Here is a 21,185-nt window from a genome sequence, read left to right on the forward strand (position 1 = left end):
GCAGGAAGGCCGTTGCCCAACCCTCAGCGTCCCCTGCGGGCCAACCGCCGCCCGCATCCTCTCTCGACACACGAAACATGCTTAGATATCTATCCGCTTCCCTACTGCTGCTCGCGGCCCTGCACGGACAGGCGCAGAACGTGGAATTCACCAAGGACGAGTTCAAGGGCGACAAGGAAAGCCTGAAAAACGCCCAGAAAGAGCTTAAGGAAGCCAACAGCTGGTATGAAACCGACCCGCCGCGCTACGAACAGGCGTTGCCGCACTTTCTGGCGGCCCAGCAGGTCAACCCCAACAATGCCCAGCTGAACTTCCGCATCGGGCACTGCTACCTGAACTCGACCTACAAATCGAAGGCGCTGCCCTACCTGCAGAAGGCCTACCAACTCGACCCGCAGGTGGACGCGCGCATCCGCTACATGCTCGGCCGCGGCCTGCACCTGAACGCCCGCTGGGAAGAGGCCATTGCCGAGTATAAGGCCGCTCAGCCCGCGCCCGGCGCCAAAAACGCCACCGCCCAGCAAAACGACATCCGCAAGAAGATTCAGGAGTGCGAATCGGGCCTGGCGTTGATGAAGACGCCCACCCGCGCTTTTATCGACAACGTGGGCCCGGCCATCAACACGCCCTACCCCGAGTACGGCCCGGTCATCACGGCCGACGAGTCGGTGATGCTGTTCACCTCCCGGCGCGACGGCGGCGTGGGCGACGAGAAAGACCCGTTCATCGGTGGCTACTTCGAGGACATCTGGCAGTCGGTGAAGGGCAAGGATGGGCAGTGGCAGCAGGCCAAAAACCTGGGCCCGACGGTGAATACCAAGGGCCACGACGCGGTGGTGGCCCTCTCGCCCGACGGGCAGAAGCTGGTGACCTATGTGGAAGACGGCGCCGGCGACCTGTACGAAGCCGACCTGAAGGGCGCCGCCTGGAACAAGCCCGGCTCCCTGGGCCGGCGCATCAACGGCGGGCAGTCGCACGAATCCTCCGCAGCCTACGCCCCGAACGGGCGCATGCTCTACTTCGTCAGCAACGGCTCCCCGGAAAGCTCCCGCGGCGGCCACGACATCTGGCGCCTCGACGTGGAGGGCAAGGGCAAGGCCGAAAACCTGGGCTCGGTCATCAACACGCCCTACGACGAGGACGGCATCTTCGTGCACCCCGACGGCAAGACCATCTACTTCTCCTCCCAGGGCCACAACTCCATGGGCGGCTACGACATCTTTAAGTCGGAGTGGAAAAACGGGCAGTGGACCAAGCCCGAAAACCTCGGCTGGCCGATCAACACCCCCGACGACGACGTGTTCTTCGTCTTGTCGGCCTCGGGCCGCCACGGCTACTTCGCCTCGTCCCGCGACGATTCGCAGGGCTCCCGCGACATTTACATGATTACCTTCCTGGGCCCTGAAAAGCCGCCGGTGTTGTCGTCGGAGGAGCCCTTGCTGGCTTCGCGCGCCGCCCCGGTGCGGCAGACGTTGCTGGCCCCCGCCGTGCCCATTGCCACCGCCCAGGTAACCATCTTGAAGGGCACCGTGACGGATGCCGACTCGAAGCAGCCCATCGAGGCCACCATCGAGCTGGTCGACAACGCCCTGAACCAGTCGATTGCCTCGTTTAAGAGCAATTCGCAGTCGGGCCGCTACCTGGTGTCCTTGCCTTCGGGCGTGAACTACGGCATCGTGGTGCGCAAGGAAGGCTACCTGTTCCACTCCGAAAACTTCGACCTGCCGGCCGGCGCGGCCTACTCGGAAGTGGTGAAGGACATTCCGCTCAAGAAGCTGGACGTGGGCGCCAAGGTGGTGCTCAACAACATCTTCTTCGACTTCGACAAGGCCACGCTGCGCAAGGAAAGCACCGCCGAGCTGGAGCGCCTCGTGCAGCTGATGACCACCGAATACCCCGCGCTGCGCATCGAAATTTCGGGCCACACCGATAACGTGGGCAAGGCCGAGTACAACAAGGACCTCTCGCTGCGCCGCGCCAAGGCCGTGGTGGACTACCTCACGGCCCACGGCGTAGCCGCCGCCCGCCTGACCTCGGCCGGCTACGGCGACACTCAGCCGGTGGCGCCCAACACGACTAAGGAAGGCCGGCAGCTGAATCGTCGTACCGAGTTCAAGGTGGTGGCCAAGTAAAATCGTCGCCTGCAACAGCCACGGCCCGGTTCAACTGCAACGTTGAGCCGGGCCGTGGTGCGTTTGGTCGAAATACCGTTGGACGCACTAGCCGAAGCGGCGGTACTGGCCGAGGCCGATGGCGTCAAACGGCGCCGAGAGCATTCATGTGGAATCCCAGCGCTAGGGCTGGTCGGGCCGCTCAAACGTGCAGACGTACCGAAAGCCGAGGTTGGCCTGGGGGCCGTCGTAGTGCTGCCGGCTGTCGAGGCGGCAGGCGTCGAGCAGGTCAAGCCAGCTGCCGCCGGCGGCCATGCCTTCCGCGCTGAGCATTTCGGCTACATTGCCCAGCAAGTTGTAAATACCGAACTGGTTGGCGGGGTTGCTCCAGACCTGCAGGGGCACCGTCAGGTTCAAAAACGCGTGTTCGTCGCGCCGGCAGTTGACGAGGTAGTCCTGCTCTTTGTTTTTGGTAAACGCGTCGAGCCGCTGTTGCAACGCCGCGGCCGCCAGGCCCTGCCGGGTGAGCGGAGCCAGGTAGGCGCCGGCCACGGCCGAAAACTTGACCGGGGCCTTCAGCGCGGTGAAGCCGTGCGGGTACCGGCGGGTGTCGAGCCCGCCGGCGGCGCACTTCCCCCACTCGGCTTCGCTGGGCAGGCGGAACCGGAACACGGCGTAGTCCTTGTCGGCCGGCTGGTAGCCTTTCTTCTCGTTATAGGCCTGGGTGACGACTTCGCTGCGCCAGGCGCAAAAGGCTTGTGCGTCCTGGTAACTTACCCCTACGACCGGGTAAAACCGAAACTTGGGGTTGCTGGCGTAGTCGGCTGGCATACCGGGAAAGGTGCGTTGCGGACCGCGTCCGGTGGCCCGCCGAAACTCCAACCAGTGAATGTTGGCGACTTCCGTTTCGTCGATGTAAAGGTTGCGGTCAATCCAGACCACCCCGGGAATGTGGGAGTAGTACTGGTAAGCCAGCTCCCGTTCGCGCAGCAGATCCGCGGAGCCGGTCGGATTGAATTCCAGCAGTTTTAGAGGGTTGTACTGCTGCTTGGCCACCTTGGCCTCGTCCAGCCCTTCGTAGGGCTCGACGGGCAGCCCGGCCTCGCTGTTGTACGCCCGGCCGCTAACCGTGCTGTACGCCCCGGGCCGGGTTGCCGTTGGCACGTTTCGGGCCAGGCCGAAGCCCAGCAGCACCGGCAAGAGCAAGACAGCATAACTTCCCTTTCTCATAGTCTGTTGTGCAGGCATCACGGAGCTGCTACTTTCAGCCGTAGTTCCGTGGCAGTTGCAAGCTACCGCCCGAAGCCGCTCCTCGTGCATTCCCGCCGGAAATAGCGTCCTCGCGCCAACACTCCTCTTCCCTGCGTAGCTTTGTCGTATGGCCGAATCGTCAAGAGAAGCAATTCTGCGCCGCATCCGCACGGCCCTGCAGCAGCCCAGCCCGCAGCAGCCGGCCGTGCCCAACTTCACCGCGCCGCTGTTTCCGGCCCCGGCCGATGACCTCGCCATCAGCTTCGCCGAGAGCTTCGTGCGGGCCGGGGGCACGTTCTACTACTGCGACTCGGTCGAGCATTTCTACGACCTGCTCTACGCCCACAAAAAGGAGCGCGGCATCGAGCACCTGTTCGTGTGGGAGCCGGAGCTGAAAAAGCTGCTGCACGCGGCCGGCATCGTGCACATCGGCGACGAAACCGACTTCATTGCCCACGCCGACGCGGGCCTGACCACCTGCGAGGCCCTGGTGGCGCGCACCGGCTCGGTGCTGCTGAGCGCGGCCACGGCCAGCGGCCGGCGCCTGAGCATCTACCCCGATCAGCAACTGGTCTTCGCCCGCGCTTCGCAGGTGGTGGCCGACATTGCCGACGCCCTGCAGCTGGCCGAGGACAAGTTTGGCGGGCTGGACAAGCTGCCGTCCATGCTCTCCCTGGCCACCGGCCCCAGCCGCACCGCCGACATCGAGAAGACCCTGGTGCTCGGCGCCCACGGCCCGCGCAGCATCACGCTTTTTTTACTGGATGACCTCCCCGCTGCCTGAGCTGCCCCCGGTGCCCCTGGCGCCCAGCCGCAAGGTGTACTTCGCCTCCGACTTTCACCTCGGCGCCCCCTCGCCCGCCAGCTCGCGGGAGCGGGAGCGGCGCATCGTGCGCTGGCTGGACATGGCCGCTCAGGACGCGGCCGCCATCTACCTGGTCGGCGACATTTTCGACTTCTGGTTTGAGTACCGCCACGCCATTCCGCGCGGCTTTATTCGCCTGCAGGGCAAGCTGGCCGAGCTGGTCGACGGCGGGCTGCCCGTGACCTTCTTCACCGGCAACCACGACATGTGGATGTTCGGCTACTTCACCCAGGAGCTGGGTATCCCGGTGCTGCGCCACCCCGTCAGCCTGACTATCGGGGAGCAGCGCTTTCACCTCGGTCACGGCGACGGATTGGGGCCCAAGGACTACACCTACAAGGTGCTCAAGCGCATCTTCGCTTCGCCGGTGGCCCAGTGGCTGTTTGCGCGCATCCACCCCAACGTGGGCATCGGCATTGCCAACGCCTGGAGCCAGCGCAGCCGCCTGAGCAACACGGCCAAGGACGACGTGTACCTCGGCGACGACGAGTGGCTGCTGGTGTACTGCCGGGAGCTGGAAAAGCGTTTCCACCACGACTACTACGTGTTTGGCCACCGCCACCTGCCCCTCGACGTGCCCGTGGGGGAGCACAGCCGCTACGTCAACCTCGGCGAGTGGGTCAATTATTGCACGTACGGCGTCTACGATGGCCACACCCTGTCTCTGGAGCGTTTTGAAGGCTAAGCGCCGCTGGCTAGGTGCCCGGTTGGGCGGACCGGCCGCAGTGGCTCTGGGCCTGCTCGGCGGACCGGCTCTGGCCCAAACGACGACGCCCCAGCCCACGGCCCCAGCCGAAGCCCGCCCTGCGGCCCAGCTGCCGCCTAGCCCCGCTGCACCGGCCGCTAGCCTGACGCTGGTGCGCACCGTGCCGCTGGCCCAGCCCGGCCCGGCGTCGCTGGACCGGCGCGGCAACCTCTACGTGACCGACGCCAAGAACAGCCTGCGCCAGTTCGGGCCCGAGGGGCAGCTGCTGGCTACCTACTCGCCGCCGCTGGTGGGCCACACCGGCTCGGTGGAAGCCTGGAACGCGGCCAAAATCCTGGTGTACTACGACGACCGGCAGGAACTGCTGGTGCTCGACCGGTTTCTGGCGCCCATCGGCGGCACGCGGCTTTCCGAAGTCATCGACAACGGCCTGATTCGCCTGGCCACCATCGCGCCCGACGACAACCTCTGGCTGCTCAACGAAAGCAACCTCACGCTGCTGCAGTACAACTCCGGGCAGCAGCGCGTGACGGTGGCCACGCCCCTGGACGTGCTGCTGAGCCGCATCAAGCCCGATTTTCGCTTTCTGCGCGAGTACCAGAACAACCTCTACCTCGTCGACCGCACCAGCGGCATCTGGGTGTTCGACAACCTGGGCAACTTCCGCAAGCGCCTGCCGCTCACCGGCCTGAGTTGGGTAGGCTTCCGCGGCGACGAGCTGTACTACCTCAAGGACGGCCTGCTGCACTTCTACCATCTCTACAGCTTTCAGGAGCGCACCGTGCTGCTGCCCGTGCCCGACGCCGCCCAGGTGCTGGTGGGCGAGCAGTACCTCTACGCCCTCAGCCCCGCCGGCTTCGCCGTGTACCAGCTCCCGCGCTGATTGCGGGCGTTGCGGCTCACGGAGTATCGAACTGGTTTTCCAGCGCGAAATCCTCAAACGAAGCGGTAACCGAGGCCAAGCCCAAGGCCAGCAGCCCGGCCCGCACACCCCGGTCCCAGGGCGGCAGGAAGGAGCCGTCGGTGGCTTCGGCGGTGGCCAAGGGCTGCCAGGTGCGGCCGCCGTCGGTGCTCCAGGCGGCGTGGCATTCCTTGCCTTGGACCACTTGCAGGCGCAACGTAAGGGCTGCATTGGTGGCGGGCAGAGCGGTTTCGGCCAGCGTCCGCAGCCGGCCTTTCTGGCGCTGCCAAAGCCGCAGCGCACCGCCGCCGGCGGTCAGGGCCAAGGCGTTGTCCGTGTCGCCGAGGACGGCTAGGCCGGCGCTGGTGCCGGCGGGCAGGAGCTGAGGGTTGAGCAGCGTGGTGGTGGCCGTGAAGTCGGCTGCGGCAATAGAGCGGCCCAGGGCCGCCCCGCCACCGTCGGGCCGGGCCGTGAGGTGCAGCCGGCCGCCGCGTAGGGCAACGCGCGGGCGGGCCAGCACGGGCCATTGCCAAGCCGGGTTCAGCCGGGCACCCCGAAAATCATCCCGCCAACGCGTGGGCGCTGCCAGTGCGGGGGCAGCCGCGGTTGTTTCCGGCCCAAACTCGGGCCAGCCGGCTGCACTCCAGCGAAACTCGCTGAGCACCCCTTGCCGCCCCACGTACTCCCAGCCGCGGGCGCGGTAGGCGTGGTGCAGCAAAAACCACCGGCCGCCGTGCTCCACGGCGGTGCCGTGCCCGGGGCATTTCCAGGCGTCGGTGCTGCGTAGCACCGGGTTGTGCGGGTATTTCTCCCAAGGCCCGAGCAGGCTCCGGGCGCGGGCCACGCCCAGGCCGTAGGTGCAGTTGCGCCCGCAGCAGCCGTTGCCGGCATAAAAGGCGTAGAAATACCCCGCCCGGCGCACGATGGACACGCCTTCGACCAAGTTGCCCTCCCAGGGCTGGTCGTTGCGGAACAGCTCGACGGGCCGATCCAGCAGGCCGGTGCGGTCCTCGCGCAGCGGCTGGGCCCAGATGGGCGTGGGCTGGTTGCGGCTGTTGCCGTCCTCCTTCCACACCAGGTACAGCCGGCCGTGTTCGTCGCGCACCGCAAAGCCGTCGATGGAGCCGGCGGGCTGCTCCACCAGCGGACCGAGGTCGGTGTAGGGGCCTTCGGGCCGGTCGGCGCGGGCGGCGGCCACGCACAGCGCGCCCCCGCGGCGGTGGGCGGTGTAGTACACGTACGCTTGGCCACGGTCGAAGCTGATTTCAGGCGCCCAGAAGTAATAATCGGCCCAGGCGGGCGGCTCGCCGGGAAACACGTGCCCCACCAGTTCCCAGGTGCGCAGGTCCGTGGACTTCAACAGCGGAAAAGCCGGCGCCCAGTTGGAAGAGGTGGCGGTGGCCCAGTACGTGCGCCCCCACTTGCTTACCGACGGATCGGGAAAGTCGCCGGGCAACACGGGATTGGCGGGTGCAGGGCCGCTGGCCGAAGCCGCAGGGGCCGGGCGTTGGCATGTTGTGAACACGACTAGCACGGCGGCGCAGACGGCAACGTGAAAAAGCCGGCCGGACTTACCAGACGGTTGGCGGCACAAGGGCTCGGCCGCGCTGAAAAGCCAGTCCGTGAACAGGCGCCCCCAACACTCGTAAATTTTCCCGGTGAACATGCACGAGACGCTATTTATCGGTAGATTTTCCACCGATTTAGACGCCTTATTGCGAGTTTACTATGTCCGTGCTGAATACGTTACGTCGCTTGGTTCGGCGGCACTTCGGGTTTTCCCGCACCGAAACCAACGGCTTCGCGCTCTTGCTGCTGCTGCTGCTGGCGTTGCTGGCCGCGCCGGCCCTGCTGCGCCCCGTGCTGCCCCGCTACAACCCCGCCGCCGACCGCCGCCAGCTGGAGCAGGTAGCCGCCGAGCTGACCGCCGCCCGCCCCACCGAAGCCACTCCCCGCCGCTACCCCGCGCGCCGGCCCACTTACGCCCGGGTGGCCCGCATTCCGCTCGCGCCTTTCGACCCGAATGCCGTAGACGAAACCGGCTGGCAGGCCCGCGGGCTGCCCCGTTTCTTGGCCAAGCGGCTGGTGAAATACCGAACCACCATCGGCGGCTTCCGCGCCAAGGAGCAGATTCGTAAAGCCTACGGCCTCGACGACACGACCTACCAGCGCCTGGCGCCTTACCTGCTGCTACCCGAGCAGCTGCCGCCGTCCGAGAAAAAGGCCTACGCCAGCCGCTACCCCGAACGTTCCACCCAGCCGTTTGCGGCCGAAGGCAGCGCGGCGAGTCAGGCGGGCAAGTTTCCGCGCAAGCCGCGTCACTTGCAGCCTTTCGACCTGAACGCGGCCGACACCACCCAGCTCATGCAAATCCGCGGCATCGGCCGGCGGCTGTCGGCGCGGGTGGTGGAGTACCGCGAGCGGCTCGGCGGCTTCATCAGCCTGGACCAGGCCGCCGAAATTTACAGCCTGCGCGACGCGCCCGACTTGGTGGACAGCCTGCGCAAATACACTTTTGTGACCCCGAATTACCAGCCGCAACCGCTCAACCTGAACGAGGGTGAGTTTGACGAAATCTGCCAGCACCCCTACCTGGGCAAGCGCCTGGCCCGCGTAGTGGTGGCCTACCGCCAGCAGCACGGCCGCTTCCGCCAGCCCGCCGACCTGCGCCAGATTCGGGTGCTCGACGACGCCACGTACCAGAAGCTGCTGCCGTACCTGCGCTTCTGAGGAATCTTCCTCGTCCCGCACCGGCGCGGGTACGCGCCTCAGGGCCGGAAGGCCACCGCCAGCCCGCCCATGTGCGGCCCGGCGACGGGAGCCAGCACCAGCCGCCGGGCCAGCGGCGACACCAAGCGGCGCCGCAGCCACGGGTAGAGGTACCACGCCGCCTCGGCCGACGCAATGCCGATGCCCGCCCCGGCCACCACGTCGGAGAGCCAGTGCTTGTCGTTGAGCATGCGCATGGTGCCGGTGGCGGCGGCCACGGCGTAGCCCCCGGCGCCGATCCACGGGTTTTGCTCGCGGTATTGCTCGTAGAGCAGCGTGGCCGAGAAAAACGCCTCGCTGGTGTGCGCCGACGGGAAGGAGCGTTGGTCGGGCGTGGGGCCGGGGCGCCACTCTCCCACCCGCTTTTTCAGCTGGCTGGTCAGCCCATCGTTCAGGGCCCGGCCCGTCAGGTAGAGCAGGGTGAAATCGAGGGCGTGGTAGCGCCCCTTCACGCCCAGCAGCGGCAGCACGTACGCGGCGGCCGTGGGCGCGTGCCGGGTGTAGTTGTCGAGGCGGGTGTGAAAGCGGGGAAAGGTTTCCAGCAGCTCTTCGCGGGTTTCGTGGTTGAGGGCATTTTCGCGGCTGCCGGGGCGGTTCAGGGTGGCCACGCCGTAGGCCACAAACGCGGCCGGCACGCTCAGGCGCGGGACCAGCGCCGCCCGGCGCGGGCGCGGGGCCACGACGACCACCGGCGCGGGCGGCCGGACCGAATCGGGCAACAGAGAATCGGGCGCGGCCAAAGGCAGCAGTAGGGACAAAACCAGCAGGGGCACGGGCAGGGACAGTTATTCCCGGAAGTTCCGGCGCCTAGCATGAAGACCAGCTGATGAATCGACGAATTGCAGCCAATCACCGACGCTTTGCGTAAGGCAGCGCAGAATACCCTCGGTTTCGGCCCGCGAAACCGGCTTTTCCGCTTGCGCCATGCTGTTCGTACTCCGCGACAAACTGATTCCCCTGCTGATTTTTGCGCACTCGTTGCTTTGCGGCTGCACCAAAAACGATGAACGCGGCGACTTTGCGCGCGTCAGCAAGGACTATCAAGTGCAAACCGTAGGGCGCCTGCACAAAGAGGAAGTGGTGGAAAGCTCGGGCCTGGCGGTGGCCGACACCGACGGCAACCTCTGGACCCACGGCGACGGCGGCAACACCACGTGGCTGTATTTGGTCAGCCCGCAGGGGGACTTGATCCGCACCCACCCGGTGCGCGGGGCCACAAACGTTGACTGGGAAGACCTGGCCCAGGACCGGCAGCGCGGCCACCTCTTCATCGGCGACTTCGGCAACAACGCCAACAAGCGCCGCGACCTGCGCGTGTACCGCCTCAGCGGCCCCGGGCTGAAGAAGGTCGACACCATCCGCTTCCACTACCCCGACCAAAAGCAGTTTCCCCCCAAGAAGAAGGCCCGGAACTTCGACTGCGAGGCGTTTTTCTACCACAACGACAGTCTTTACCTCTTCACCAAAAACCGCGGCGAGGGCAACTGGGTGAAAGAGTACCACATGCCCGCCCGGCCCGGCAACTACGTGGCCCGCCTCGCCGACAGCATCCGCATCAACACCTGGATAACGGCCGCCGACATCAGCCCCGACGGCCGCCGCGTGGCCCTGCTCGGCTACGGCCACGTGTACCTGATCGACGTGGAGCCCGGCCACCCCCTGTTTAGCGGGGCCAAGAGCTGCCTGCCCCTGCCCGGCAGCGGGCAAGCAGAGGCCCTGAGCTTCGTCAACAACCAGGACTTCGTGCTCAGCAACGAAAAAGGCAAGCTGTTCCGGGCCAGCTTCCGCGGCAACACCGCGGCCCGCTAGCGCCCGGCGCAGGCGGGTCCGCCGAGCGTCTGGCCCCAAACAAAGCGGCGAGCTCGGCGGTAGTCGCACCACATCCGTCTTTCCCTCTACCGAACCACTACACCCCATGCCCGAAACCATTCTGATTACCGGGGCTACCGGCACCGTCGGCTCCGAGTTGGTCCGCGCCCTCAGCAACCGCGGCGTGCACGTGCGCGCCGGCGTGCATTCCGTCATCAAGGGCGACCGGTTGCGCCACCTTTACCCCGAGGTGCAGCTCGTGGAGCTGGACTTTCAGCGCCCCGAAACGCTGGGCGTGGCCCTCACCGGCGTCGACCGGGTCTTTCTGCTCGTGCCGTTCACCGAAACGATGGTCGAGGACAGCAAACGCTTCATCGATGCGGCTAAGGCGGCCGGCGTGAAGCAGGTGGTGAAGCTGTCGGTGATGGGCGCCGAGGTGGAGCCCGGCATTCAGCTGGGGCGCTGGCACCGCGAAGCCGAGCGGTACCTGGCGCAGAGCGGGCTGCCCTACGTCATTCTGCGGCCCAACAGCTTCATGCAGAACTTCCTCGCTTACCAAGGCACCAGCATCCGAGAACAGGGCCGCATCTACCAGCCCCAGGGCGAAGGGCGCGCCAGCTACATCGACGCCTTCGACATTGCCGAAGTAGCCGCCGCTATTCTTACCGCCGACGTAGCCCGGCACCACGGCCGCGCCTACCCGCTCACCGGCCCCGAAGCGCTGAGCAACAGCGACGTGGCCGCCATCATCGGCCAGACGACGGGCCGCCCGGTGCAATACGTCGACGTACCGGAGGAGGCGGCCCGTGAGGGCATGCAGGGCGCTCCGCAGTGGATGGTCGACGGCATCATGGAGCTGAACGCCCTCATCCGCGCCGGGCACGCGGCCACCGTCACCCCCGACGTGCAGCAGCTCACCGGCCGGCGGCCGCGCACGCTGCAGGAGTTTGCGCAGGAGCATCGAGCCGCCTTCCTCCCCGCCTAGCCGCGCCCCGTAGTCGGATCGGTCAGTGCCCATGGCTGGGCCGATCTGGCTCAATAGCAGTTGCCTCGACGGCATAAAAAAAGGCCCCTCGGCAATGCCGAGGGGCCTTTTTAGTCAGTTACGCCGACCTAGTACCGGTCGTCGTCGTCACGGCCGCGGTTGCGGCGCGAGGACGAGCCGGAGCCGTAGTCCGAGTTGTCGTCCTGGTTGCGGTAGTTGCCGCGGTTCTGCTGGCCGTAGTTCTGGCTGCGGTCCTCGTTGCGCATGTCGCCGCGCGAGGCCGAGCCCTGGCGCGAGTTGCGGTTCGACGAATCGTACTCGTCGTTGTAGGAGCCGCCGCGCGAGCCGTAGCCCTGGTCGGAGTTGCCCATGTACCCGCCGCGGCCTTCGTTGTAACCGCTGCGCGAGTCGTAGTTGCTGTTCTGCGAGCCGTAGGACGAGCCCGAGCGGCCCGAGCTGTAGCGGTCATCGTTGTAGCCGCCGCCGTAGCCGCCGCCCATCTGACCGCCGCCCATGTTGCTGCGGCCCTGGCTGCCCTGGCCGCCGCTGTAGCCGCCACCGTAGTAGTCGCCACCGCGCGAGGAGCCCTGGTTATCGTAGCCGCCACGCGAGGACGAGCGGTCCTGGTCTTCGCGCTGGTTGCGGGTGCTGTACTGGCCGTAGTCGTCCTGCTCGCGGCCGCCGCGGTTGCTCATGCCGCCTTGCTGGCCGCGGCCTTGGTCGTAGCCCCCGCCCATCGACGAGCGGCCATAGTCCTGGCTGTAGCCCTGGCCTTGGCCGTAGCGCGAACCGTTGTCGTTCGAGCTGCGGTAATCGTCGCGGTCGTTGGTTTGCATGCCGCGGCCGCTCATGCCGCCCTGGTTGCCACCTTGGCCGCCGTAGTTACGGCCGCTGTAGTCGCCGCCCTGCGAGCCGTAGCTGTTCTGCATGCCGCCGCCCATGTTGCTGCCGCCCTGCTGGCCGTAGCCGCGTTCCTGGTAGCCGTAGGAGTCGCGCTGGCCGAACTGGCTGTCCATGTGGCCTTGGCGCTGCTCGCCGTAGTTGTGGCCGCCCTGCTGGCCGCCGTAGTTGCCTTGCATGCCGCCGCGGTTGCTGTTGCTCATGCCGCCCTGCTGGCCGTAGCCGCCTTGGCCGCCGTAGTTGCTTTGCTGCCCGTAGCTGCCGCTGTAGCCGATCTGGTTGCCGCGGTAGTCGTCCTGCCCGCCGTACTGGCCGTAGGAGTTGCCCTGGCGGCCGCGGTTGTAGCCGTCGTCGCCGTACTCGCCCCCGCGCGAGCGGGTGTCGTAGTCGCGGTCCTGGTTGCCATAGCCGCCCTGGGTGTTGCCGCGGCCTTGCGAGCCGAATTCGCCGCGCCCGGCGCCGCTGTACATGTTTTCGTCGCGGTCATGGTCGCGGTGGCTGCCCTCCATGGAGTTGCCGAAGTTGCCGCCGTAGTTGCTTTGGCCGCTTTGCTGACCGCTCATCGAGCCGGAGCTGCCTTGGCCGCTGCTCTGGTCCTGGTTTTTGCCGGACGACGAGCCGCTCTTGCCCGACGAAGACGAGGCTTTCGTGGAGCTGCTGCCCGATTTTTTGGCCGAGGTCGACGACGAAGCCGAAGTAGAGCCAGTAGCGGATTTGCTGCTGCCCGACTTGCCGCTGGCGCTGCCCGAAGAGGACTTGCTGCTGCCCGACTTGCCGGCGCTGGACGAACCCGTGAGGCCGCCCTGGCCCATGCTCGTTTCCGAGTTGGCCAGCGACTGGCTGGAAGTAGTCGAGCCTGACGTGCGGTTGCTGTCGCCGCTGGTCAGGCCCGAGGAAGAGGAAGTAGAAGAACCGGATTGGTTGCTGGCGTTGCCTTGCGTGCCCCCGGCGTTGGCGTTCATGCCCGTCGAGCCGCCCTGCGTGGAACCTTGGGTCGAACCGGAGGTCGAGTTCTGGGCGTTGGTCGGATTTTTGGTGTTGTCAGCCATTGTAAGGTGTTGGTTGGGTTAGGGTGAGAACTTGGAAAGCAGTCAAAACTATACGCCGCCTTTTCCGGCGGAGTTGTCCAACTGCATACTTTTCCCCTCCTGCTTTACCCCTACCCCGCACCGTTACTATCCTATTCAGAAACACAGCCGCCGCCCCGTGACCGGGGCGGCGGCTGCCATACTAAACCAGTGCTGACGTACTACTTAGCAGCACCGTCGGCCGGCACTTTCTCCACCCGCACGCCCACCGACATAATGCCCGGCAGCACGTCCTGCCGCATGTACTGCTCGAGCACCACGCGGTACTTGCCGGGCTGCGGAAAGCGCTGCCGCGGCATGGCCAGAAACTGGTGGTCGTAAATGTCGCCGGTGCCGTTGCCGCGCGGTTCCCCGGTCTTGGGGTCCATCAGAATCATCTGGTGCAGCATGGGCGCCCCCACCGGTTTGCCGTCGGGCCCGGTCAGCGTGGCCTTCATGTAGAGGTTGTAGTAACCGTAGCCCATGGCGTTGCGCACGTTGAAGTACACGTTGTAGAGCTGGGCCGCATCGGTGATGTCAAACTCGAACGCGGGCTTGTCTTGCACCGACCAGAGGTAAGGCTGGCCGTTGGTTTTCAGGTCCGCGTTGTCTTCGTACACCCGGTTCGGGTCGCAGGCCACAAGAGCGGGCGCGAGCAGGAGCAGCAGCGCAGCCCGGCGCCAGTGGGTCAGCAAGTTGTGCATCATCGGTGAACTACATCAGGAAGCAGAGGGAGCGGAATTACCGGGGGCGCCGGAGCCGCCTTCGCCCCCGCCGCTGCGGCGGCCACCGCGGCGCGAACGGCCGCCCCGGCTTTCGTCGCCGGGCGGACGGCCGGCGCCGCCTTCAGGGCTGCCGGCTTCGCCGCCGGCGGTGTTGCGGAAACGCGGGTCAAAGCGCGGGGCGGGCCGATCGGTACGCGGCGCGTCGGTGCTCACGTTGGCGCGGCCGCGGCGGTTGTTACCGCCCCGGCCGCCGGCTTTGGCTCCGCGCGCTTCACCGCCTTCCGCCGCTGCCGTGGGCACAGCTTCGACGGGCGGCTTCGGCTTGGGCTCCGTGCGGGGCCGCGGAGCGTCTTTGGGCACCGTGGCGGTGGGCTTGGGCTGCACGCCGGCGGCTGGGGCCAGCGGGCCTTTTTCCTTCTTCTTTTTGCGCTTGGCGCGCTTGCCCGCTTTGATTTTGTCGTCGAGGCGGTCGAGCGAACCTTCCACGTGCTCCTGCACGCTGACTTCCACCACCGGCTCCAGCACGGGGGCCAGCAGGGTGTCGGGCTTTTCGCCGGCCTTGTTCAGGGCCTGGATTTCCTTGACGCGCTCGGTGGGCAGCATCACCCAGTTGTTGTCGCCGCGGAAGGCAAACCACATGCGCTTTTTGAAAATGTCGGTCTTCTGCAGGAAGGCGTCGCCCATCTGCGTTTGCAGCGGGCGGGCCACCTGCGGAATGTCCTTGAGCGCGTCGAGGTAGGTTTCCAGCTCGTAGTTCAGGCAGCACTTGAGGCGGCCGCACTGGCCCGAGAGCTTGGCCGGATTCAGGCTCAGGTTTTGGTAGCGCGCGGCAGTGGTGCTTACGCTCTTAAACTCCGTCAGCCAGGTGGAGCAGCACAGCTCGCGCCCGCAGGCCCCGATGCCGCCCAGGCGGCCGGCTTCGTGGCGCAGGGAAATCTGGCGCATTTCCACGCGCACCCGGAATTCTTCCGCCAAGCGCTTGATCAAGTCGCGGAAATCGACGCGGTCTTCGGCCGAATAAAAGAAGGTCGCGCGGGTGCGGTCGGCCTGGTATTCTACGTCGGAGAGCTTCATTTTCAGGCGCAGCTCGTCCACCACCGAGCGGGCCCGGAACATGGTGTTCAACTCCAGTTCGCGGGCAGCCTCGTAGCGTTCCACGTCCTGGTCGGTGGCCACGCGCAGGATGCCGCGGATGTCCTTGGAGTCCTGCGGCACCTTTTTCTTTTTCATCTGCAGGCGCACCAGCTCGCCCTTGAGCGAGACGTAGCCCAGGTGCCAGCCGTTGCCGCTGGCCTCCACCACCACGGCGTCGCCGGTGGTGAGGTGCAGACGCTTGTCGTTGCGGTAAAACTCTTTGCGTCCGCCCTTGAAGCGAATTTCGACGAGGTCAAATTCTTGAAAACCGGCCGGCAGGTCAATGTCCTGCAGCCAATCGAACACATTCAGGCGGGTGCAGCCGCCCGAGGAGCAGCCCCCTTTGGAGCCACAACCAGAGGTGGCGCAACCGCCGCCGCTGGAACATGAAGTGCAAGCCACAGTGAAAATCTATTAGTAGGCAGGCCGTCGAAACGAGGCCCGCGAGGAACAATCGGTTTAAAACAAAGATACGCATTTCGACTCCCGGCGCGGGCGGGAGCTATTGGCCCGGTGCCCCTTCCCGATTTGGGGCGGCAAACGTCCCAGTGCGGGCTTGTTTTCCGGTATCCGGTAAGCTGTTCCCATTTTTGGATTTTATCGACACAGCTCTTTTTTATTAGGCTTGCCTAACAAACGTTTGCCAAGCTACAATCTTTAAATTGGCTTTAATGGCAAAGTACCAAAACAAACAACGCAACTTATCCCGTTCAACCAACCGGCAACTAAAGCAAATGCCCATTAAAATATAATACCCACCTTATATTACAGCTACATTTTCCGGTTAGTCACAAGGAACCTGCACCCGCACCAGCGCGCGATACGATGGATAAATAATGAAGTTTCAGTGAATTATATTTGATGTTTTCAAAAAACACTTCTACCTTTTGCACATTGTTCAACCAACTCCCCAACCAAACCACTGTATGAAGTTCAACCACGTACTATCGACCGCCGCTGTCTGCGCATTCGCAGCACTGTCCATGGCCAGCTGCTCCAAAAAGGAAAATGTACAAGCCAAGGACCTCGTTGCTGATGCCACCACTGCCCAAATCAAAGCCCTTGGTTTCACGGCAGACGGCGCCCGAAAAGTTGAAGAAGGCGTAGTTGTCGAAGGCGACATTCTGCTGACCAATGAAATGCTGGCCAGCAACCCGGAATCGAAATTGCTGCGCGTCGGCCAGGAAGAGCAGTACCGCACCACCAATCTGGTGACCCGCCTGCCCCGCACGATTACGGTTAAGCTGGTCGGCAGCTTCCCGTCGGCTTACGTCTCGGCCGTTGACGAAGCTATTCGTCGCTACAACGCGGAGAACCTGCAGCTGCGCTTCACGCGCGTTACCGGCTCCACCGCAGCCGAGATGCCAATCACGTCGGCTTACCTGGGTGCTGGCATCCTGGGTCAATCGGGTGGTTTCCCCTCGGGTGGCAACCCCGCGCCGGGCTTCAAACTCTCGCCGAGCGTCATCAACAGCACCAACGTGGGCTACATCGCTACTATCATGGCGCACGAAATGGGCCACTGCATCGGTCTGCGCCACACGGACTACTTCAACCGCGCGTACAGCTGCGGCGGGGCCGCCTCGAACGAAGGTGCCAGCACGGTAGGCGCTATCCTCATTCCCGGCACGCCCTCGGGCGCCGACCCCAATTCGTGGATGCTGGCTTGCGTTGGCAACGGTGTTAACCGCTACTTCAACGCCAACGACAAAATTGCCCTCAACTACCTCTACTAAGCCCGCCGCTTAGCAGAACCTAAAACGCCCCCGGCTCAAGCGAGCCGGGGGCGTTTTTGTTGTTGGTTGTTAGCTGATCAGGCTATTTTCACGCGCGGCAGCGCAGGCCCCAATTAGTATCCGCTAAGCTTTTTGCAGCTGACTGCAGCTAGGAATTGCGTTGCCTGGACCACGCGTCATTAGATGGGCGAGGGAGCGTTTATGCCCTAGCCGAAGCAGGCAACAACGTAACGGCAGGCTACGTGGCGCCGGCTCGGTGGCAAGCCCGCCCCTTGTCGCTTGCGCCCCTTGCCAACAGTGGCAGGCCGCGCTGGTAGCCAAGCCGAGGTGCTCATCCAACCAGCGCGGCCTGCCAATGCCGGGGCTTCGGCAGCCGGGCCTTTAGAGCACCAATATGCGCCGGGTTACTTCGCGGCCGCCCGGAAGGCTCACGCGCAGTACGTAGGTTCCGGGGCGTAAACCGGCCGTATCCAGCTCTTTGATAACGCTGGTATCGGTCGTTATATCACGGTACAAACGGCCCACCACATCGAACAACCGCACGCGCAGTGCCTGGTCGAGCGGGCCAACTACGGTCAGGGGTTCTCCCACCGCGACGGGGACCGGATACACCAGCACATCGGCCACTGCGGGCACAAAGTTCACGACTTCAATCTGGCTGTAGAGAGTTTGGCCAGTGCTGAGCTGCAGGCGGGTTCGGTACTCAGCCTGGCCCACCCGCGGCTGCGGATCGGTGAGCACCGTGGTCAGCGGCAAGTTGGAGGACAGAGTTTGCACGGCGGCAAAGCTGTCGTCGGCTTCCCGGCGTTCCAGCGCAATGGTCTGGAGCCGGTACGTGGTGCCTAGCGTGAGGGTAAACTGCACCGTGTCCATTACCAACTGCTTGGGCAAGAAGGAGCGTACGTAGCACCCATACCAGGTCTGCGTCACGTCGATGGTGCTGCCCCGCTCCCCGACTCGGCCCTGCACAACCGGAGCCACGGCGTAGTAGCGAGCCGCGGCTTCGGCGGCGCTGAGGCGCAAGGCGGTATCGGCCAGCAGCTGGTAGGGCTGCAGCTGGGTAGCGCCCAGTTGATACACTTGGTACTGCGTCGCGCCCGGCACCGAGGCCCAAGTGAGCAGGGTTTCATCGGGGCAGGCGTACGCTACATCCAGCGGCAGTGGTCGGGCCACCACAAATGTATCGGAGACGACGGCCCCGGTGCTGCTGACCAAGCGCAGCCGGGCGGCCGTCGGCGCGGCCGGTGCGGCCCAGCGGAACGTTTGCTGCGCTAAATTCAGGGAAGTGCTAACGGTGCTCCAGGCAGGTTGGCCCAGGGCCTGGTATTCCAACCGGGCGGCCGTGGCCGGTCCGGACCACTGCCAGCGCAGCAACGTTTCTTCGCCCGGGCGGACAGTGCGCGCTTGGGAGGGCGTAATCCAGGTCAGGCCGTTTGCCAGCTCGTAGGCGACGCTGAAGGCCTGCGGCCCTTGCCCGAGTCGGTAGCCGCGCACCCGCAGTTCGTACGTACCGGCCGCGGGTAGATCGAGGGTAATTTGCTCGGCGTTGTCGCGGTGGTTGGGTCGGCGGCGGGCAGGTTGGGCCAGCGAATCGAGGTGTGGGTAGGCGCTAAGCGTCCACGGCAGCCAGCGTTGGCCATCGGCGACGCGGGTCAGCGTCAGGTCCAGGTCGTTGACGAGGGTAGTCGCAGCGTTGGCGGCGGCTTCGGGGTCGGTCCAGGCCAGCGTAATCTTCAGGCGGTGGGTGCCGGCCGGCACCGTCAGCGGGAACACCTGTTCCTGCCCTTGGCCCACGCTGCCCTCCACAAAACGGCCGTCGAGCATGGTTTGCACGGCTCCCAGCGCATCGGCCTGCCCGTAGCCCGCCGCAAAATCCACGTTGGGCGCCCCGGCATCGTCGGCGGTGTTCAACAGGGCAGCCCGTAGCAGCGCCGCGGCGGGCAAGGCGCCGCGGCGCTGCTGGTAAGCGTGCTGCGCGAGCAAGCTAATCCCCGACACCAGCGCCGCCGCGTCGGAGGAGCCGCCGCTGCCGAAGGCCACTAATTCCGGCTTGACCCGGCCGTCGGCGGCGGGGCCGCGGGAGCTGAGCGCCACCACCTGCCCGAGGGCATCGGTGTTGCCCACGCTCAGGCTGTTTTTGGCGTTTTTGAATTCCCCAGTCAGGTTGGCGGTATTGGCCAGCCCGGCGTAGGTACCCGCCGGCCCGGGCTGAGTACCCACGTTGCCAGCCGAAAACACGTGCACCAACGTGGGGTATTGCCGGGCTTGCGCGTCGTAGGCGCGGGCTTCGAGGCCGTAGAAGTTCTCCGCGCCCACGTTCACCCCGTACGAGTGATTTTGCACCGATACGCCCTGGCCCGCCAGGCTTGCGCCGTCGTCGGGCAGCAGGTTGGCGGAACTGGCCTGCGCAATGCGCGCCTGCCAGGCGGCGCCCTTGCCATTGGGGGAGGAATTGCCGCCCCCGGCAATGAGCGTCGCCATAATCGTGGCGTGCGCATCCAATATTCGCGCCTGGGGGTTGGGGTTGACGAGGCGGCCCTTGAAGTCGATGTCCTCGATGTCAATCGGGTCCTCTTTTACCGAAACCGTCAGCCCCTGGCCCGTGAGCTGCGGGTAGCGGGCGTGCACGGCCGTGACGGTGTTGGCGGCCAGGTCGGCCCCGTTGAGCTGACGTTCGGGGCGGGCCCGCCGGTCAGCGGCTTGCACGAAGCGTACGTGAGGGCTAGCGGCCAGCGCGGCGGCATCGGCGACGCCGTGTACGGTCAGCAGTTGCGCGTCGGCCGTGGCCTGCACGCGCGCGCCGGGCAAGTATTGGGCGGCCCAGCGGCGGAAAGCAGCAGCATCCCCGACCTGTACGCGGAACGCCGCGGCCCTCGGCGCCACTTGCAGCGGCGGAGCCAGTTTGGTGGACGGCGCGGCGCGGGCGGCCGGCGTTTGCGCGTGGACAACAGACAGCAGCGCCGCGGGCAGCAGCACCGCCAAAGCGGAGCGAAACAGTACGGTTTTCAGAGCGGTGGCTTGGTTGGGTAAAGCGCGAAATCAACCCGCAACGCACGCGGCGCAGGTTGACGGCAGGAGCGGGAGAATGGCTTTCAAGATACGAAAGCCGGCCGACGCGCGCACGCCGCTCGGGTCTTGCGTCCCCCGCACCTTGCTTAGCGAATTACCCGCACGGTGTGGTTGCGCCCATCGGCCACGTACACGGCCCCGCCGGGCCCCACGGCCAAGCCCAACGGACTTTTGAAGCGGGCCGCAGCCGCCGGGCCATCGGCGCTGCCGGGCGAGTTGGCGTCGCCGGCCAGGGTGCTTACCTGCCCGCCGGCCCCGATGCGGCGCACCACCATGCCAGCCGCATCGGCCACGTACAGTGTGCCATCGGCAGCCAGGGCCACGCCCGACGGCGCCATAAACCGGGCCTCTGGGCCCGCACCGTCGGCGTTGCCAAACTTGCGGACCGCGCCGGCCAGGGTGCTCACCGTGCCGTCGGGGCCGATCCGGCGCACGGTCATGTTGCCGTTGTCGGCCACGTAAAGCGTGCCGCTGGCCTCGACGGCAATGCCGTAGGGGTAGCGGAAGTTGGCCGCCGCGCCCGGGCCGTCGAGGCTGCCGATTCGCTTGGGGCTGCCGGCCAGCGTAGTCACGGCGCCGGCGGGGCTGATGCGGCGCACCGTGTGGTTGTACGTGTCGGCTACGAACACATTGCCCGCAGCATCGACGGCCAGGGCGTGGGGCTGGTTGAACCGCGCAGCGGGGCCGACGCCGTCGGCGGTGCTGGGGCTGCCGGCGGCCCCGGCCAGGGTGGATACCACCCCCTCGGGCGTGATTTTGCGGATGGCGTTGTTGCCGGTGTCCGCCACGTACAGGGTGCCCTGCGCATCAAGGGCCACGCCGACGGGATTGAACAGCCGGGCCGCCGGGCCGCTGCCGTCGGCGAAGCCTTTCTGCCCGGCAGTGCCGGCCAGGGTGCTTACCTGGCCCGTAGGGGTGATTTTGCGGATGACGTGGTTGTCGGTATCGGCCACGTACACGGTGCCGGCGGCGTCGACGGCCACGCCCATGGGGCGGCTGAAGCGGGCAGCCGCGCCGTTCCCATCCGCGCTGCCCTTGCTGCCCGCCGTGCCGGCCAAGGTGCTGACCGCGGCGGGCGCAGCGGGTTGGGCGGCGGCTACTTGGACTATCAGCAGGCACCACAGCAACAACAAAAACGGGAAACGCAGCGGCATAAA

16 protein-coding genes are annotated in these 21,185 nt (G+C 65.9%); 8 read left to right on the top strand and 8 right to left on the bottom strand.

Translation table 11 applies throughout. The annotated features are described in order from the left end of the window. Positions 1-77 precede the first annotated feature (77 nt). Entirely contained in the window at positions 78-2,132 is a 2,055-nt protein-coding gene (locus tag LJ737_RS18365) for an OmpA family protein (protein WP_227768205.1), read from the top strand. A 162-nt stretch (positions 2,133-2,294) separates the two neighbouring features. Here the strand turns inward: LJ737_RS18365 and LJ737_RS18370 are convergent, their stop codons facing one another. Beyond that, entirely contained in the window at positions 2,295-3,341 is a 1,047-nt protein-coding gene (locus tag LJ737_RS18370) for a formylglycine-generating enzyme family protein (RefSeq protein ID WP_227768206.1), read from the bottom strand. 148 nt (positions 3,342-3,489) lie between these two features. Here LJ737_RS18370 and LJ737_RS18375 point away from each other — a divergent pair, with 148 nt between their 5' ends. From LJ737_RS18375 to LJ737_RS18385, 3 genes are read left to right on the top strand one after another with little or no spacing between them, the layout of a single operon-like run. Then, on the top strand, positions 3,490-4,146 hold the full coding sequence (locus LJ737_RS18375; RefSeq protein WP_227768207.1) for a LutC/YkgG family protein: 657 nt from the start codon (positions 3,490-3,492) through the stop codon (positions 4,144-4,146). After that, complete coding sequence (locus tag LJ737_RS18380; protein ID WP_227768208.1) at positions 4,127-4,912, top strand: UDP-2,3-diacylglucosamine diphosphatase; 786 nt, start codon at positions 4,127-4,129, stop codon at positions 4,910-4,912. The genes LJ737_RS18375 and LJ737_RS18380 overlap by 20 nt, the downstream gene beginning before the upstream one ends. Further along, a complete protein-coding gene (locus LJ737_RS18385; protein WP_227768209.1) occupies positions 4,902-5,816 on the top strand; it encodes a hypothetical protein in 915 nt (304 codons plus the stop codon). The genes LJ737_RS18380 and LJ737_RS18385 overlap by 11 nt, the downstream gene beginning before the upstream one ends. 16 nt (positions 5,817-5,832) lie before the next feature. Here LJ737_RS18385 and LJ737_RS18390 read toward each other — a convergent pair whose 3' ends face one another. Beyond that, positions 5,833-7,293 carry a family 43 glycosylhydrolase gene (locus tag LJ737_RS18390; RefSeq protein ID WP_317206662.1) on the bottom strand — a complete coding sequence of 487 codons (1,461 nt, stop codon included), beginning with the start codon at positions 7,291-7,293 and terminating at the stop codon, positions 5,833-5,835. Positions 7,294-7,562: 269 nt separating this feature from the next. Here LJ737_RS18390 and LJ737_RS18395 point away from each other — a divergent pair, with 269 nt between their 5' ends. After that, the gene (locus LJ737_RS18395; protein WP_227768211.1) at positions 7,563-8,564 is read left to right on the top strand and encodes a ComEA family DNA-binding protein; all 1,002 of its coding nucleotides are present in this window, start codon (positions 7,563-7,565) and stop codon (positions 8,562-8,564) included. A gap of 38 nt (positions 8,565-8,602) precedes the next feature. Here the strand turns inward: LJ737_RS18395 and LJ737_RS18400 are convergent, their stop codons facing one another. Then, the gene (locus LJ737_RS18400; protein WP_227768212.1) at positions 8,603-9,361 is read right to left on the bottom strand and encodes a phosphatase PAP2 family protein; all 759 of its coding nucleotides are present in this window, start codon (positions 9,359-9,361) and stop codon (positions 8,603-8,605) included. Positions 9,362-9,527: 166 nt separating this feature from the next. Here LJ737_RS18400 and LJ737_RS18405 point away from each other — a divergent pair, with 166 nt between their 5' ends. Continuing rightward, positions 9,528-10,412 carry a hypothetical protein gene (locus LJ737_RS18405; protein WP_227768213.1) on the top strand — a complete coding sequence of 295 codons (885 nt, stop codon included), beginning with the start codon at positions 9,528-9,530 and terminating at the stop codon, positions 10,410-10,412. 106 nt (positions 10,413-10,518) lie between these two features. Then, complete coding sequence (locus tag LJ737_RS18410; protein WP_227768214.1) at positions 10,519-11,397, top strand: SDR family oxidoreductase; 879 nt, start codon at positions 10,519-10,521, stop codon at positions 11,395-11,397. A gap of 128 nt (positions 11,398-11,525) precedes the next feature. Here the strand turns inward: LJ737_RS18410 and LJ737_RS18415 are convergent, their stop codons facing one another. From LJ737_RS18415 to LJ737_RS18425, 3 genes are all read right to left on the bottom strand, one after another. Then, entirely contained in the window at positions 11,526-13,346 is a 1,821-nt protein-coding gene (locus LJ737_RS18415; RefSeq protein WP_227768215.1) for a hypothetical protein, read from the bottom strand. Between the two features lie 200 nt (positions 13,347-13,546). Further along, entirely contained in the window at positions 13,547-14,071 is a 525-nt protein-coding gene (locus tag LJ737_RS18420) for a gliding motility lipoprotein GldH (protein ID WP_227768216.1), read from the bottom strand. A 12-nt stretch (positions 14,072-14,083) separates the two neighbouring features. Continuing rightward, positions 14,084-15,529 carry a PSP1 domain-containing protein gene (locus tag LJ737_RS18425; protein ID WP_227768217.1) on the bottom strand — a complete coding sequence of 482 codons (1,446 nt, stop codon included), beginning with the start codon at positions 15,527-15,529 and terminating at the stop codon, positions 14,084-14,086. A 677-nt stretch (positions 15,530-16,206) separates the two neighbouring features. On the opposite strand from LJ737_RS18425, the gene LJ737_RS18430 reads away from it, so the two are divergent. After that, positions 16,207-16,959, top strand: a complete 753-nt coding sequence (locus LJ737_RS18430; protein WP_227768218.1) for a M57 family metalloprotease — start codon at positions 16,207-16,209, stop codon at positions 16,957-16,959. A gap of 381 nt (positions 16,960-17,340) precedes the next feature. Here LJ737_RS18430 and LJ737_RS18435 read toward each other — a convergent pair whose 3' ends face one another. Next, the gene (locus LJ737_RS18435; protein WP_227768252.1) at positions 17,341-19,935 is read right to left on the bottom strand and encodes a S8 family serine peptidase; all 2,595 of its coding nucleotides are present in this window, start codon (positions 19,933-19,935) and stop codon (positions 17,341-17,343) included. A 179-nt stretch (positions 19,936-20,114) separates the two neighbouring features. Next, positions 20,115-21,182, bottom strand: a complete 1,068-nt coding sequence (locus LJ737_RS18440; RefSeq protein ID WP_227768219.1) for an NHL repeat-containing protein — start codon at positions 21,180-21,182, stop codon at positions 20,115-20,117. Between the last annotated feature and the right edge of the window lie 3 nt (positions 21,183-21,185).

The sequence above is a fragment of the Hymenobacter sp. 15J16-1T3B genome (assembly GCF_020711235.1).
GTDB lineage: Bacteria > Bacteroidota > Bacteroidia > Cytophagales > Hymenobacteraceae > Solirubrum.